Here is a 14,193-nt window from a genome sequence, read left to right on the forward strand (position 1 = left end):
CCAGCCCACCGCGAAGGCGGTGGACTGGCCTGCGTGTCAGGGCTTGCAGCCGGTGATCTTGTTGATCGCCTCGGCGGCGGCCTTCGCCGCCGGCTCGACCGGCTCCCCTCGCGTGATCTTGCCGATCAGGGGCACGTAGACATCGGTATCGATCTTGGCGGAGGTGCTCAGGCCGGGCAGGTAGAGCCGGGCGTGCGGCAGCCCGGCGGCGAACGGCGCCACGACCGGGTTGCTCGACGTGACGTCGGTGCGCACCGGCGGGAACCCGGACGCGTCACTGAAGGCGGCCTGGGCAGTCTTGCCGGTCCACCAGGCCAGGAACTCCAGCGCCTGCGCCTTGTGCTTGGTGGACTTGCCGATCGCCAGCGGTACCGTCGAGGCCAGCGTGACCGGCCCACCGGCGCCGACCGGGATGGCCGCGATGCCGAGGTCGATCCCGGCCGTCTTGAATCCGGCCGCGGCCCACGGGCCGTTGATCTCCATCGCGGCCTTCTTCGCGGAGAACAGCGTGTCGGCGTCGGCGCCGGTCTGCCCGACCGGGCTCACCTTGTCCTTGGCCACCAGATCGGCCCAGTTCTGCAGCGCCTGCACGCTGGGGGCCTGGGCGATGGTGGCGCAGCCCTTCGCGTCGACGATGTCGCCGCCGTTCATCCACTGCAGGATCGGCCACATCTGGATGGTCGAGTGATCGGCGAGCGAGATGCCGTACTGGGTGACCTTGCCGCCGTCGACCTTGGTGAGCTTCTTCGCCGCGGCGGCGAACTCGTCGGCCGTCGTCGGCACCGCAACGCCGTCGGCGGACAGCATCGCCTTGTTGTAGTAGAGGACGAGGGTCGCCATGTTGGCCGGTGCGGCGTACAGCTTGCCGTCGATGGTGAACGCGGTGTTGGCCGCCTTCGGGAACAGTGAGGTGTTGAGCTTGCCGTCACCGTCGCCGACCGCCTCGTCCAACGGCAGCAGCGAGTTCGTCTTCGCGTAGGTGAACAGCACGCCGGGGTCGAAGTTCGGCGTGGCCAGGTCCGGGCCCTGTCCGGTGGCCCAGGCGCCGGGCAGCTTCTGCCCGATGGCGTCCCAGGGCTGCACGTCCATCGTAACCTTGATCTTGGGGTGACTGTCGTTGAACTGCTTGACCAGCGCCTCGTAGGCGGGGCGGTCCGGGCCGCTGAAGCCGGTCCACAGGCTCAGCGAGACGGTACCGTCGTCCGTGCCTGCCCCGCTCGAGCCACATCCGGCCGCCGTCAGTAACGCCGCGACGAGGACTGTCGCGATCTTCCATGGTGATCTCATAGGGTCGACCTTCCGTCCCAGCTCGGGAGATTGCAGCGATGTTCCATCGTTGGAACGACGTTGTAAAGACTCTTGGAGAAATTCGTTACAACGTTGTACCGTGACTCGGCAGAGGCGGAAGCGAGGATGGTTGATGGTCGCCAGGCTCAAGGACGTCGCCGCGCGCGCCGGCGTCTCGGTGAAGACCGTGTCGAATGTGGTCAACGGATACGAGTTCGTGACGCAGGAGAACCGCCGCCGGGTTCAGGAGGCCATCGACTACCTGGGCTACGTCCCGAACATCGGCGCCCGCAACCTGCGCAAGGGCCGCACCGGGTTCCTCACCCTCGCCGTGCCCGAACTCGCCAACCCGTACTTCGCCGAACTCTGCGGGCTGGTGATGAGCGCCGCGGCACGGCACGACTGGACCGTCCTGATCGAGCAGACCGGCGGCGTACGGGATCAGGAGATGACCGTCATCAACATGGCGCACCGCTCGCTCGTGGACGCCATCATCATCAGTCCGATCGACCTGCGCCCCACCGATCTCGCGCAAGCCGCCGCCGGCACTCCCCTGGTCCTGCTCGGCGAACGCGCCCTGCACGCACCGGCGCACCACGTCGCCATCGACAACGTGGCGGCCGCGACAACCGCGACGCGGCATCTCGTCGACCTCGGCCGCCGCCGGATCGCGGCCATCGGCGACCAGCCCGGCCGGCACGGCACCGCCGCGCTACGCCTCAACGGATACCTCGGCGCCCTGCGGGCCGCCGGGATCACGCCCGATCCCGCATTGACTGTGCGGGCCGCGGCCTACAGCCGCGCCGAAGGCGCCGCCGCCATGCGCCGCCTGCTCGATCTGCCCGAGCCGCCGGACGCCGTCTTCTGCTTCAACGACCTGCTCGCCATCGGCGCGCTCAGCGCCGCCCGCGACCGCGGCCTGCGCGTCCCCGGCGACATCGCCGTGGTGGGCTTCGACGGCGTCGATGAAGGTAACTACACCGCGCCGCGGCTGACCACGATCGCCCCCGACAAGGCGGCGATCGCCGAAGCGGCGATCGACCTCGCCCGGGCCGCAGTCCACGACGGCGTCCAGGACCCGCAGGACATCGTCACCCCGTTCACCCTCGTCGTTCGCGAAAGCACGGTCGCCTGACCCGCGCAGCGGTGCCGCGCGTGAAGGTCCACTGCGGCGGCTTTCGCGGGCGCTGCAGGCGTGACTACGCGGGACGGGCACGCGTCGGCGCCTTGCCGCGCCTACGTGCCGTGGTCGGCCAGGCGTGCATGGCGAGCGCCGCGATCGACTCGAGCGTGCCCCGTTCCGCGCCGTCCCGCGCCTGCTGTGCGATGCCCTGCAGGGTCGCGCAGACATAGTGGGCAAGTGCGCGGGCATCCGTGTCGGCGGGTAGCTCCCCGGCGTCGATTGCCTGCCGAATCAGCCCTTCCAGGACATCGACCCCGTCGGTGCGCAGCTTTCGCAGCCCCTCCTCCACCTCGGGCGAGGTGGTGTTCGTCGCCGCACTGATGACCAGGCAGCCGCGCGGCAACCCTGGTCGTGTGCAAGCCTCTGCAGCTTCGTGCAGCAGCCGCCGTACACCATCGGTCAGCGTCGGCTCCTCGGCGATCGCCGTCGTCATGAACGACCGATAGAGCCGCGTGTACTCCGCCACGACCTCGTCGAACAGCTTCCGCTTACTGCCGAATGCGGCGTACAGACTGGGAATCCCGATCCCCATCGCGGCGGACAGGTCGTCGATCGAGGTCGCCTCGTATCCGCGCTCCCAGAACAGCATCACCGCCGTGTGCAGCGCGACATCCCGGTCAAACTGCCGGGGCCGTCCTCGCTTCGGGGCCATCGATGCATTGTATAACGACGGCTAGAGAAGCAGTCCGCGGCCGCTACCCGAAGTCGACCCGAAAAATGACCTCCCCCGCCTGGGTAAGGATCAGCCAGGCGTTGGACAGTTCCGGCTGTCGGCCCGTCTGCAACGGGATCGGGCAGCCGCCCTTGGGGAGGCAGTTCTCAGCATCGACGGTGCCCACCCTCTGGACGCCGGACATCGACCGCAGCCAGTCCCGGACCGCCTCGGCCTTGCCCTGCAGGCTTTCGCGGTCGCAGGGGGCCGCGCAGCCGGAGTACTCCTTCCGAACCGATCCCGAGTCCAGCCTCGTCTCGGATTTCGGCGTGAACCCGACCGGCGTCCCGAGGCTCCGCACAGCGGTGACATTGGCCTCGTAGGGGTCTCTCCTCACGACGAACTGGAAGTATGCGATGGCCACGGTGGCCACGGCCAGGATCAGCACGGCGAGCACGGCCAAGATCGGGAAGATGACGCGCACCCGCGGGCACATCGGGGGATTCGCCAGCACCGGCGAATACTATAGCGATCCCTAAAGAATTTTCTACAGCGACGGCGTGCGGCCAAGCTGGTCAGTCAGGTCCCGTCGAGCTGACGGAGCCACCCTCATGACCACATTGTATAGCGACCACTAGATAAATGTTCTACAGTGTCAATTGTCTAGCGATGGCTAGGTAATGGGAGGTGTGATGACGGCCGATCAGCTCGGCGGGCTGCGCGAGTCGTACCCCCCGAACCCCGAGCCGTGGATTGGCACGGCTTTCGCGGGCGCCGGGCTCGCGTTCATGGTGTTCGTGACACTCGTGTCCCAAAACTGGGGCGTCGGCCTGGTGACCGCGGGGCTGGCCGTGACCTGGACCGTGGTCACGGCGAGCAAGGTCCGCGCGGCGCGACGGGGCAAGGGGGCGCGCCTGGACCTGCACGAGCACGGCCTGGCGTTCACCGCCACTGACGGCCGGCGATTCGTGTACCGCTGGGACTCGCTGCGCATGCTGCGGCGGGTGGTCGAGAGCCGCAAGAACGGCACCGTCCGGACCTGGCATGCGTACACGCTGGCCGGGCCCGAGGGCGTGGCCGTGACCCTCGGCGACACCTCCAACGGTCCGGGACCGGATCTCGGCGTATCGGAGGCCGTGCGGGGCCCGTCGTTCGTCCGGCCCGAGCAGTGGGGCCGCGACATCGAGCAGGGGGTCCTGGAGGCGCAGCTCCCGACGGCCGTGCGCCGCATCGCCGACCGGCAGACGGTGGCGTTCGGGCCGGTCGCGCTGCACCGCAACGGGGTGACGGCGGCCGGCCGCACGGTGCCGTGGTCGCAAGTGCGGCACTTCCGGATCGTGTACAACGCGCGGCTGGAGATCGCGATAGAGGGCCAGTCACAGCCGTTGATCAGGACGTCGGTCAGCGGCATCCCGAACTTCGCGGTCCTCTACGCACTGGGCAGCGGCCTGCACGCCGAATTCCATTGATCCACGATGTGCTCCGAGGTCGACGATCCTCGCCACCTCCCTACAACGCCGCATGCCCGGATACCGCGCGCTCGGCTTCACCAGAGCGCAGAGCGGCCGGGTCGAAATCCGGCCCGAGGATGTCGACCGCGTCGTCGTGGTCCGGGCTGGCCGGGTCCGCGTACGCGGCGAGCAGCTGCTGGTATCCGGCGACGCCGCCGACGTCCTCGGGTGGGCAGGCCCCACCACCGTCCAGGACGGTGAAGACGTTGTCCGGGCCGCCTGGCCGGATCTCGTCGACGGTGACGGTGTGCCCCCACGCATCGCCGAAGTCGTAGACGTAGGCGAATCGGGCGCCGCGGTCGCCGGCGATGGAGACCAGCCGTTTGCCGTCGGCGGGGATCTCGTCGGAGTCCGAGCGGGGGTCGATGACCGTGAACTCGTCGGTCTCGAAGACGTACATGTGGTTGTCCTGCCACCCCATGGCGTCCTGGATCATCAGGTGGACCCGGTCCAGCGGCGTGTTGGACGGTATCGCAACGCGCCGCCACACCCGCGGTGTGACACCGTCGAGTTCGATGGTCAGGATCAGCGATGCCGGGTCGGGCGGTTCGACCCCGAGAAAGGCGGGCGAGCCGCAGCACTTCTTGTACTTGCCGCCGGAACCACACCAGCAGGGCCCGTTACGCTCCGGCGGCCAGTCGATCGCAGCGCGGCCGGTTTCGTGGAGCCAGCCCGTGTACGCCAGGCGGGTCTGCCGGTGCGCCGGATCTTTTCCCCTCCGCTGCGCGTACGCCAGTAGGTCGGGCACGTCCAGCGCAACGACCCGGATCCCGGAGCCGCCCCGCTCGGCCATCGCCCGCAGGGCCTGTTCGGTCTCGCGTCGGTAGTCGGCATGGCGCCGGTAGCTAGTGGCGTTCAGCAGTCCATGAGACCACGCCGCCTCGTACTCCGCCGGAGGGAAGTAGGCCATCTGGTACACCGTCGCGCGCGGCCCGGGGACTGAATGCATGGTTGGCATGCGGTGATCCTTCTACTGGTCAGGCTGGAGTGTCGGACGGAAGGATGTATCCCAGCGCCCGCAGCGCCTTGCGGAATTCAGGTTCCCGGTCGATCGTGACGGCGAGGTGCCGGTCACCGACCCGGTGGCACCGGCCGCGCAATCGGCGATCGCCGGCGATGAGTGTGGCCAAGGCGGGATCGGCGCACTCGATCAACCGGACCATGCCCAGGTTCCGCAGCCGCCCGGCCCGCGCCTCGACGTCGGCGAACAGCGTGGTCACCGGGTTGGGCAGGTCGTGTGGGGCGCGGGCAGTGAGAAACTGGCGGAGTTGGTCGAGGCCGCGTCCAGCGTCCAGGGCGGCCAGCAGCGACGCCTCACGCAGCGCCCAGACCCGGTCCGAGGTCTGCGCCGCGTACGTGTCCAGCATCAGCCGGTCGGCCGGTGGGAGGTCTCCGGTGACCACGATGTCCAGGTTGGGCAGTACCTTGAGCGTCTGCCGCACCCGGTCCACATTGGACGGTGCCGCGTACTTACCGGTCAGGCCCAGCACATACGCGCCCAGCGCGTTGAGCCGGACCGCGCGCAGACCGTCGTACCGGCTCAGATAGTCCAGATCGTCGGTGCCCCAATTGTCACGGAAGTCGTCGCGGGCCCCGACCGGGTCGGTGTAGTCGAGATCGAACAATCCCAGCGTGCCGGCATACTCGAACAGCACGGCCAGGGTGTACCGGCCCTCCAGGACCGGCCAGTCCGCGAAGCCTGCGTAGCCGAGGCTCCCGTACTCGGGGTCAGTGATGTAGAGCCGCCACAGCCCCCGCTCGCTGCGCGCCACGGTGGGAGACAGGCCGCCGCTACTCATCGTGGTGAACAGGTCGTCCACCGGTACCCACTCGCCGACCGGGCAACCGACCAGTGCCATGGCCACGGTCTGCCTGCGGGTCTTCGCCGAGGTCAGCGTGTTGGCGGTGCGCTGGCCCTTGATGTGTTCAACCCGGCTCAACTCGTCGATGATCGCCTTGCTCACCCAGGAGCGCCACAGCCCACGGACCGTCTCCGCCGCCGGCCGACCCAACGCCGTGCGACCCTTCGCCGTCAACTGCAACCGGCCACCGGCCAACTCCGCCAGCCCGCCGGCCTGGACCAGCAGCGGCCAGGCGAACGCCGCAATCGGCTCCGCGGCGTAGAAGTCTCCGCCGGCCAGCACCTCGGCCACCGCCGCAACAGTGGCGGCCGCGGGCCGCTGGGTCTTCTCGCTGCACCGCAACTTCCCCGCCCCGCACAACTGCAGCACCGCCGACACGTTGGCCAGCGCCTCCGGCTCGGTGAGCCGCACCACCCGGCAGTCCTCGTCGACATCCGCCGCACTGCCCCGCACACCCATAGCCGGCCACTGTACTGGGAGCGCCACGGGCCCGGGACCGTGCTCCTCTACGCGGCCTCGAGGTGCTCGACCAACTTCGGCCACCAGACCGTCGCAGCGGTACGCTGCCGCGGTGAACATGTATCACACGCACACGTGCAGATGGCGCGCGAACTCGGGCTGAACCCGGCCAAGCTCGGTAAACTCGACAACCACCGGCAGGAGCCGTGGAAGGCGCCGCTACCCCAGTACCTCGAGGACCTGTACGCCAAGCGGTTCGGCCGCGAACGCCCCGATGAGGTCAAGACCATCGAGGAGATCGCACGCACAGCCGAGCGTCACCGCGCCGAGCGAGCCGCACGTCGAAAGTCCGATGCGCGGCCCGCGTGACCTGGACCAGCCTGACGGCAAACGGGCGGGCGCCGTGTTGAAGCCCAGGCGAGGTGACCGACGTCACCGACCTCTACCCTGAGGGTGTCGACGCTTTGCTCGTCGCACACGTTACAGCCGGCTACGTGAGGTCACGCCGACGGCGGGCCGCGCGGAGAGCATGCGGCAGCTGACGGCCAGGACCCAGAACGGGAATGCCAGCTCGGACCAGGGAACTCGGGTGACGACGACGAGCAGGATGGCGCCGACGAGGTAGCCCAGCCCCACCAGCCAGCGTGGGAACAGCTTCAGGCGATGCCCGATCGTGGTCGTCGAGAAGGTGAAGACGGCGGCCATGCGCATGCAGTAGCTCGACAGCAGCGTGAAGGTGAAGTGGTGGCTGTAGCGCCACAGCTGCGGTGGCGGTCCGCCGGGTGACGTGTCGGCGACCGAGAGCATGCTGTCGGCGACCGTGGCCAGCGCGAACAGCATCGCGACGAACAGCAGTCCACTGCCGAGGAACACGGTGGCGAAGAACTTGTCCTCCCGCGCGCCGATGTAGGTCCGCAGCGCGGCCATGAACCACAGAAAGGCGATGCCGACGAACGGCAGCAGAGCCAGCGCCACCCGCAGGGCGGTGCGGCCGAATGTGGCGGCGTGCCACGTGGTCGTGTCGGGTGGCAGTGCCGGGAACACGATGCGGATGAGGGCGACGGTGGCGGCGAGCAGGGCGGCGAAGACGACGCCGGCGACTCCCGCCGCCCGGGGCGGCCGGGGCGGTTGGCCGGGCTGTCCGATCGTCGCTGGCACGGTGCTCCGTCAGGCCGGGCCCGCGTAGCGGAAGCCGAGATTGCCGGTGAGGTACCCGGTGGCCGCCACGAACGCGGCATTGGTCACGCGGTACGGGGCGACGGCAAACGCGCTGGCATGCTCGCCGTTTTGCGGAGCAGGCGCGTTGTGTGCCATGTTCTCGGTCCTCCCGGTCGCGTATGCCATGCCACGCGAGGTCGGTTCACCCCGCCGCGCGCGGGCCGCGTTGTGCTCAGGTAGACCCACTCGGTCAGTGTGGCCGAGTGGTCACCGCTCGTCCCTTGCCCGTTTCGGGTGATGTGTCCGCGTCGCGCTGCTCGTGAGGCTGCAAGTCGGTGGCGTGTTCCAGGGAAGGCCGCCGGCCGCGGCTTCGCTTCTACGGCTTTCTCAGCGCCGAGACCAACCAGTGGTGTCCGAACCTGGAGCACGACAACCATCCCGTCGGACGGACAGGTCGAAGGAGAGCGAGATGGCTTACAACGACGTGATCGAGAAGATCGGGATGACTATCGATGCCGCAGGGGTCGTGGTCATCCTGGCCGGCGCAGCGCTCGCGTTCGCGGCCTGCGCCGTCCGGCTCTCCCGGCACGAGCGTGATGTCTACCGGCGCTTCCGCCAGCAGCTTGGCCAGACCATTCTGCTCGGCCTGGAACTGCTCGTGGCCGGCGACATCGTCCGTACCGTCGCCGCCTCACCCAGTCTGATCGGCGTCGCGATACTGGCGTCGATCGTCCTCATCCGCACCTTCCTGAGCTTCTCGCTGGAGGTCGAGCTGAGCGGGCGATGGCCATGGCAGAAGCGCGACACTGCCGCGTCCTAGATCAAGAACGGCCTATCTTGCCGGGGGAGGCCTCAGGCCGGCCGGCCGCCCTCGATCGCCGGTGTGCGAGCCAGCCCCAGGTCGTGTTAAAGATTCTTGACACCATGTCGAGATCGCTTTACCTTCGACATGTCAAGTTTTTCGTACATGGGAGCCGGACATGTCCTCCGAGGAGAAGCGCACCTGGATCTCCGCCCTGGTCGGCGTCGTCGTCCCGGTCGCCTACCTGGCGACCGTCCTGTCCAAGGTGCCGGGTACGGACGTGGCGAGGATCGCCTACGTGGGGCCGATGCTCACTGCGATCGGCGCCGGGATCGGCGCGGGCATCGTCCTGTCCATCGTGGCCGCCATGGCCTCACCCAAGGATGCGGACCGGACCGACGAGCGCGATCGGGAGATCAACCGGCGGGGTGAGTACGTCGGGTTCTATGTCATGAGCATCGCCGCGATCGTGCCGCTGGTCCTGGCGATGGCGAAGGTCGATCACTTCTGGATCGCCCATGCGCTCTACCTGGCGTTCGTCCTGGCCGCGCTGGCCTCGTCGGTGGTGAAGATCGTCGCGTACCGGCGGGGCTGGTAGCCCATGGGCAAGCCGACCAGGGTCACCAACTCGATCCGGGCGCTGCGCTTCGCCCACGGGGAGATGACCCAGGCGGAACTGGCCGACCACATCGGGGTGACCCGCCAGACCATCATCGCCATCGAACAGGGCCGCTACTCGCCGTCATTGGAGGTGGCCTTCCAGATCGCGCGGGTATTCCAGGTGCCACTCGACGACGTCTTCGGATACCCCGACACCCACGAGTAAACCCCACCACGTGACACGGCGCGCGAGGCAACCGCCTCGCGGCCCGGTTCCACGCACCCGAAATCAAGGAGAGATCGTGCAAACCCCTCAACGCCTCGGCCTGCACCTCGCCCGGATCGAGAAAGAGCCACGATGCACGCGCTGACACGTACCGCCCGCATGACCGGGCTGTTCTACCTCGGCAATGCCATCACCGGCATACTCGGGTTCCTTATTGTCCGCCCGCAGCTCTTCGCAGCCGACGACCCCAATGCGACGCTGGCCAACCTGGTTACGCACGAGTCGCTCGCCCGCGCCGGCGTTGCCTTGGAGCTGGGCATGGTCGTCACCCAGACCCTCGCCGCCGTCTGGTTCTATCGCCTGTTCCGCACCGTAGACTCCTTTACCGCGAGCGGGATCGCCGCCTTCGGCCTGGTCAACGCGATTGTGGGCCTCGTGAGCGCGGCAGTGTTGGCCACGGCGGTCGGGATATCGGTCGACCCGGTCGGCGACGCGGCGGCCAACGTCCAGGTCCTGTACCTGATCAGCGACAGCCTGTGGGGCGTGGGAGCACTGTTCTTCGGCCTGTGGCTCATCCCCATGGGCTGGTGCGTGCTGCGATCGGGCTGGATGCCCCGCGTCCTGGGCTGGATCCTCGTCGGTGGCGGTGTCCTGTACGTGCTCAGTGCGTTCATCAGATACCTCGTCCCTGACGCACAAGTCGTCGCCGAGGCACTTGCGTATCCCGCGTCCGTAGGCGAGTTCTGGATGGTCGGCTACCTGCTCGTCCGCGGCGTTCGCCGGCAGGCACTGGACGAAGCGCCGCCAACCGTTCACACGCCGACGCCGGTGGCGAGCTGAAGCGTTGCTTTGATTCACGCATCAGTAGCCCAAACCGTCTCACTTCACCAGGTGAAGTACGTCAGGCAGATGACGTACTTCGCCTGGTGTCGCCAGCCAATCGCCATCTGTTGGTCGGCGAACGACCGTACCGCCGATTGTCTCGCCGCTGCGATCCGAAATCATGATCAGATGCGGTTGAGGATGATTGCGGCGGTGGTACTGCTGAGCTTGGCCGGATGCGACGGGGCGCAGCCCGTGGGCGAATCGACCGCCAGTGCCGCGGCGGCTTCGCCTTCCGCAATCGCCCTGCCGGCCGCGGGCATGTGCCACTCGGGCCAGTCGTTGGGCGCGTACGACTACCGCCCCGCCACCCTCAACCCGGTCGACTGCGCCGCCGAGCACCAGGCCGAGATCATCCGCGTCGGCCTGCTCACGACACCGCCGGAGAACAAGACCCGGGAGGTCTTCACCGACTGCGACACGGCCGCCCGCGAGTACGTCGGCGCCGACTGGCACGAAGGCCGCCTGGGCCTGGCGGTCATCGTCCCGTCGACGGAGGAGTGGATCGCGGGCGCCCGCGAGTACCGCTGCGCCCTGTTCGAGTTCTCCGCCGACGACTTCACTTCCCGGCTGCGTACCGGCAGCCTGAAGGACGGCCTGCGCGGCACTCGCCCGCTGGCGCTGACCTGTATGGACGTCCTCGCCACCCCGGACGGGCAAGGCTGGTACAAGACCATCGACCGTCTGGTCCCGATCGACTGCGCCCGGCCCCACAACGGCGAATACGTCGGCCCGGACGTCGGCCCGGACGTCCCGCATCCGGGCATGACCAAGCTGACCCGCGAGGTGACGCAGGCCTGCAACGCCAAGGCAGCGAAGTTCCTGGGCGAGTCACAGTCGAGGTTCGAGAATCGCACCGACCTGGTCGTCATCCCGACAGGCGGCAATCCGGAGCGGTGGGCCCTCGGCGATCGCACGGCCCGCTGCTACATCGTGACCCGCCCTGACAACCGCGTGACGAAGTCTCTGAGAGTCAACCTCTGACATCCTGCGCGCCGCGCCATGCGGCAGATCAGTGAACCGGATCTTGCGATGTGACCGTGATTCTGCGATCGATCCAGCCTCCAGTGCTGGGCAACGATTCGCGGTGTACCCGGCTCTGTTCGGTGTGGAGGCTGACCGTGCCGGACGCGAGTCAACGCGTCCAGAAGTCGTCCGGCAGCATCTCGACTTCCGCCGCGGACGTTTCGAGGTTGCCAGCGACAGGCAGGAGAGCGATCGCAGCTGGGTCCTTGGCTTCGGCCATGTCACGAATGACGCTTGCCTGTAGCCGGGCGCGCTGCGCGATTACGGCCCGGAAGGCGTGTCGATCGCTGTTGTACCCGTAGGCGTCAAGCAGGAGATGAAGGCGACGGGACCGGTCCTTGAAGTTGCGGAAGCCCAACTCCTCGGCCGCACCCTGCGCGTAGATCGGCACCCAGGAAAGTATCGAGAACGCCAGATCGAATTCCCGTGACGACGGACCCGCCGTGTCCCAGTCGAAGAAGCCGACCAGCCGGTCGCCGTTCATCGTCGCATTGTACGGAGCCGCATCCTGGTGGCCGACGATCAACCCGGGTTGCATCGCGGAACCGGCGAACCATCTCTCATCCGCCGGCGGTGTGAAGTCGGCTGTCGCGTCATGAACGCGTCGCAGCCATTGACCAACCTGCACGAGCGTTGAGTCAGCGAAGGCCCACCCGGGCCAGGGAACGCGGCCGCCGACCGTTTCTCCAGGCAGATAGGTGATCATCTCGCGGCCCTGGTCGTCGAAGCCGAGTGCTCTTGGGGCGCCGTCGACGCCAGCCTCCTCCAAATGCCGCAACAACGCGTGCACCGTCGGCGTCCAGGGCGACGCCACTTTGTGGACGACATCACCGATCCGCACGGCGCCGACGGTGTTGCCGCCCGGCAGGGTTTCTTCGCTCATTTGGTGATTCATACCGGGCGTCCAGCGACAGCGATACCGAATTTCGGAAGCCGATGGCGACATTCGACCCGCGCGATGAGCCGATCGTCTTGCTCGGCGGGTTCTCCGGGCTGGCGCCGGCACCGGGGACCAAAATGTGACAAGATCACCGAGGCCTGCCGCAAGAGATGATCTTCTCGCCGAGGCATGGAATCGGGCCGAGGTCAGAAGCCCGGACAACCCTGCTGCAGAGCGGTTCGACCCCCTGCGCCGCCATCCAAGATCCAGACTAGTCAGCACGGCCCAGCGCTCGCCCGCACGAGCCGGTCCGGACCTTGGCCGCGGTACGCAGCCAGGTCCTCCGCCTCGGCGATGAGAGCGTCCATCTCGTCGTTCAGCCCGGTCTCGCCGACAAGCTGGTCGGCGGCCAGCAACTGCATGAGCACCCGGTCCTCCAACGCAACGGTGGGCGCCGGCGCGTCGGACGGGCCCAGGCGGTACCGGATCAGCATCTGCATCTCATGGGTCAGCACCGCCTCGCCAAAGCGCGCCCGGCAGCGGTCGGCGAGACCCTTGATCCCATACGGGTCGACGGGGGGCCGAAACACACGGCGGACCACGACGGTGAAGACCGCGTCGATCATGCCGGCGAACTCGTCGTCGCCGCCGTCACGGGCGTCGAACTCCTCACGCAGGACAGCGGACTCATCAAGGCGTCCAAGCATGAAGGCGCGCAGGTACGCACCCAGCACGGTACGTACCTCAGCATCGTCATTGCTCATCGGCACTTACTTGTTATACGTCCGCTTGAAGCTGAACCCGGCCATCGCCCACTCCCACGTCCGCATACCCAGCGGCCACAAACCAGCATCCTGACCGCGCTCGCTTGCCCGGACGATCGCATCCGGCCCGACAATCGATCGACTTCTGGCAGAAGTCATCTCGGCGATGCGCAGCGGCTCGACCTGTTCTTCAGCCCAGTCGCGGCGCACGCCTCCAGGGCTGCCGGGAGTTCGGTGCGAAGACCGGCCAGGTCGCGCGCAACAATGGTGCCTGAGCCGGCTGAGGTTGCCCGCCGAGCCCTCCCCCGCAGGAGCGGTCATCCACAGCTGCTCGGCTGCGGCGCGTTCATGTGGCTCGGCCGATGGCGTGGCCCTGTTTGCGCAGTTGCTGGGCCCAGCCCTGCGCGGTGTACCGGGGAACGTTGAAGTGATCGGCGAGGCCGCTGATGCTACCGACCTGCTGGTAGGCGGCCATGACATCCTCGGCGGGTGGCATTCGCCGGTAGGCTCGCTCGCGGCTCTCCACCGGCATGGCGGCCCGCCTGGCCGCCCGGACTCGCCGTGGACGGCCTTCCGCGATCTCCGTCGCCGGCGTCTCCGCCGCTGCGGCCTCGACGGTCGCGGGTCGGCGCCGGGATCGGGTCGGCGCCGCCTTGGTGGCGGGTGAGCGTTCCGGCTCAGGCTCACCGCTGCCCTGCCCCGCCGCCGCGGCGATCTCGGGTTCGGCTTCCATGACTGGTCCTTCGGCGCCCAACGCGTCGGACAACCACTGCAACGCCCGCCGACGGCCGGCGGCATCCAGTGAGTGCAACACCTGATACGCCGCTTCCACCGCAGCAAGCTCTGACAACGCCATCGCGAACACACTCCAGATCGACGGTTGTCGGGCAAGCCTAACCGA

General features: G+C 68.1%; 19 protein-coding genes. 8 read left to right on the forward strand and 11 right to left on the reverse strand.

What is annotated here, in order from left to right; translation table 11 throughout:
• Positions 1–36: 36 nt before the first annotated feature.
• Positions 37–1,287 (reverse strand): ABC transporter substrate-binding protein, encoded by a 1,251-nt coding sequence (locus tag ACQPY0_RS56240; protein WP_432981248.1) that lies wholly within the window; start codon positions 1,285–1,287, stop codon positions 37–39.
• Positions 1,288–1,420: 133 nt separating this feature from the next.
• Here ACQPY0_RS56240 and ACQPY0_RS56245 point away from each other — a divergent pair, with 133 nt between their 5' ends.
• The gene (locus ACQPY0_RS56245) at positions 1,421–2,422 is read left to right on the forward strand and encodes a LacI family DNA-binding transcriptional regulator (RefSeq protein ID WP_432981251.1); all 1,002 of its coding nucleotides are present in this window, start codon (positions 1,421–1,423) and stop codon (positions 2,420–2,422) included.
• 64 nt (positions 2,423–2,486) lie between these two features.
• Here ACQPY0_RS56245 and ACQPY0_RS56250 read toward each other — a convergent pair whose 3' ends face one another.
• Positions 2,487–3,122, reverse strand: coding sequence for a TetR/AcrR family transcriptional regulator (locus tag ACQPY0_RS56250; protein ID WP_432981254.1), 636 nt, complete (start codon positions 3,120–3,122; stop codon positions 2,487–2,489).
• A 43-nt stretch (positions 3,123–3,165) separates the two neighbouring features.
• Positions 3,166–3,606 carry a hypothetical protein gene (locus ACQPY0_RS56255; RefSeq protein WP_432981257.1) on the reverse strand — a complete coding sequence of 147 codons (441 nt, stop codon included), beginning with the start codon at positions 3,604–3,606 and terminating at the stop codon, positions 3,166–3,168.
• Positions 3,607–3,814: 208 nt separating this feature from the next.
• On the opposite strand from ACQPY0_RS56255, the gene ACQPY0_RS56260 reads away from it, so the two are divergent.
• Complete coding sequence (locus tag ACQPY0_RS56260) at positions 3,815–4,591, forward strand: DUF6585 family protein (RefSeq protein WP_432981260.1); 777 nt, start codon at positions 3,815–3,817, stop codon at positions 4,589–4,591.
• A 40-nt stretch (positions 4,592–4,631) separates the two neighbouring features.
• Here ACQPY0_RS56260 and ACQPY0_RS56265 read toward each other — a convergent pair whose 3' ends face one another.
• Both ACQPY0_RS56265 and ACQPY0_RS56270 read right to left on the reverse strand, forming a co-directional pair.
• Positions 4,632–5,591, reverse strand: coding sequence for an IS1096 element passenger TnpR family protein (locus ACQPY0_RS56265; protein WP_432981263.1), 960 nt, complete (start codon positions 5,589–5,591; stop codon positions 4,632–4,634).
• Positions 5,592–5,610: 19 nt separating this feature from the next.
• Positions 5,611–6,954, reverse strand: coding sequence for a helicase-associated domain-containing protein (locus ACQPY0_RS56270; protein WP_432981266.1), 1,344 nt, complete (start codon positions 6,952–6,954; stop codon positions 5,611–5,613).
• Between the two features lie 135 nt (positions 6,955–7,089).
• Between ACQPY0_RS56270 and ACQPY0_RS56275 the strand changes: the two genes are divergently transcribed.
• Positions 7,090–7,323 carry a hypothetical protein gene (locus ACQPY0_RS56275; protein ID WP_432981269.1) on the forward strand — a complete coding sequence of 78 codons (234 nt, stop codon included), beginning with the start codon at positions 7,090–7,092 and terminating at the stop codon, positions 7,321–7,323.
• A 111-nt stretch (positions 7,324–7,434) separates the two neighbouring features.
• On the opposite strand, the gene ACQPY0_RS56280 is transcribed toward ACQPY0_RS56275, so the two are convergent.
• Both ACQPY0_RS56280 and ACQPY0_RS56285 read right to left on the reverse strand, forming a co-directional pair.
• Positions 7,435–8,112 (reverse strand): hypothetical protein, encoded by a 678-nt coding sequence (locus ACQPY0_RS56280; protein ID WP_432981272.1) that lies wholly within the window; start codon positions 8,110–8,112, stop codon positions 7,435–7,437.
• Between the two features lie 9 nt (positions 8,113–8,121).
• Positions 8,122–8,268 (reverse strand): hypothetical protein, encoded by a 147-nt coding sequence (locus ACQPY0_RS56285; protein WP_432981275.1) that lies wholly within the window; start codon positions 8,266–8,268, stop codon positions 8,122–8,124.
• A gap of 313 nt (positions 8,269–8,581) precedes the next feature.
• Between ACQPY0_RS56285 and ACQPY0_RS56290 the strand changes: the two genes are divergently transcribed.
• From ACQPY0_RS56290 to ACQPY0_RS56310, 5 genes are all read left to right on the forward strand, one after another.
• Positions 8,582–8,932 (forward strand): DUF1622 domain-containing protein, encoded by a 351-nt coding sequence (locus ACQPY0_RS56290; protein ID WP_432981278.1) that lies wholly within the window; start codon positions 8,582–8,584, stop codon positions 8,930–8,932.
• 160 nt (positions 8,933–9,092) lie between these two features.
• Positions 9,093–9,512 carry a hypothetical protein gene (locus ACQPY0_RS56295; RefSeq protein WP_432981281.1) on the forward strand — a complete coding sequence of 140 codons (420 nt, stop codon included), beginning with the start codon at positions 9,093–9,095 and terminating at the stop codon, positions 9,510–9,512.
• A gap of 3 nt (positions 9,513–9,515) precedes the next feature.
• Positions 9,516–9,740 carry a helix-turn-helix transcriptional regulator gene (locus ACQPY0_RS56300; protein WP_432981284.1) on the forward strand — a complete coding sequence of 75 codons (225 nt, stop codon included), beginning with the start codon at positions 9,516–9,518 and terminating at the stop codon, positions 9,738–9,740.
• 159 nt (positions 9,741–9,899) lie between these two features.
• Positions 9,900–10,580 carry a DUF4386 domain-containing protein gene (locus ACQPY0_RS56305; protein ID WP_432981287.1) on the forward strand — a complete coding sequence of 227 codons (681 nt, stop codon included), beginning with the start codon at positions 9,900–9,902 and terminating at the stop codon, positions 10,578–10,580.
• A 237-nt stretch (positions 10,581–10,817) separates the two neighbouring features.
• Positions 10,818–11,606, forward strand: coding sequence for a septum formation family protein (locus ACQPY0_RS56310; RefSeq protein WP_432981290.1), 789 nt, complete (start codon positions 10,818–10,820; stop codon positions 11,604–11,606).
• Positions 11,607–11,757: 151 nt separating this feature from the next.
• On the opposite strand, the gene ACQPY0_RS56315 is transcribed toward ACQPY0_RS56310, so the two are convergent.
• From ACQPY0_RS56315 to ACQPY0_RS56330, 4 genes are all read right to left on the reverse strand, one after another.
• Positions 11,758–12,531 (reverse strand): phosphotransferase, encoded by a 774-nt coding sequence (locus tag ACQPY0_RS56315; RefSeq protein WP_432981293.1) that lies wholly within the window; start codon positions 12,529–12,531, stop codon positions 11,758–11,760.
• 272 nt (positions 12,532–12,803) lie between these two features.
• Positions 12,804–13,292, reverse strand: a complete 489-nt coding sequence (locus ACQPY0_RS56320; RefSeq protein ID WP_432981296.1) for a hypothetical protein — start codon at positions 13,290–13,292, stop codon at positions 12,804–12,806.
• Between the two features lie 6 nt (positions 13,293–13,298).
• Complete coding sequence (locus ACQPY0_RS56325) at positions 13,299–13,502, reverse strand: hypothetical protein (protein WP_432981299.1); 204 nt, start codon at positions 13,500–13,502, stop codon at positions 13,299–13,301.
• A 136-nt stretch (positions 13,503–13,638) separates the two neighbouring features.
• Positions 13,639–14,157, reverse strand: a complete 519-nt coding sequence (locus ACQPY0_RS56330; RefSeq protein WP_432981302.1) for a hypothetical protein — start codon at positions 14,155–14,157, stop codon at positions 13,639–13,641.
• Positions 14,158–14,193: the final 36 nt, after the last annotated feature.

Origin of the sequence: Dactylosporangium sp. CA-233914 (assembly GCF_050942935.1) — a bacterium.
In the GTDB taxonomy this organism is placed as follows: domain Bacteria; phylum Actinomycetota; class Actinomycetes; order Mycobacteriales; family Micromonosporaceae; genus Dactylosporangium.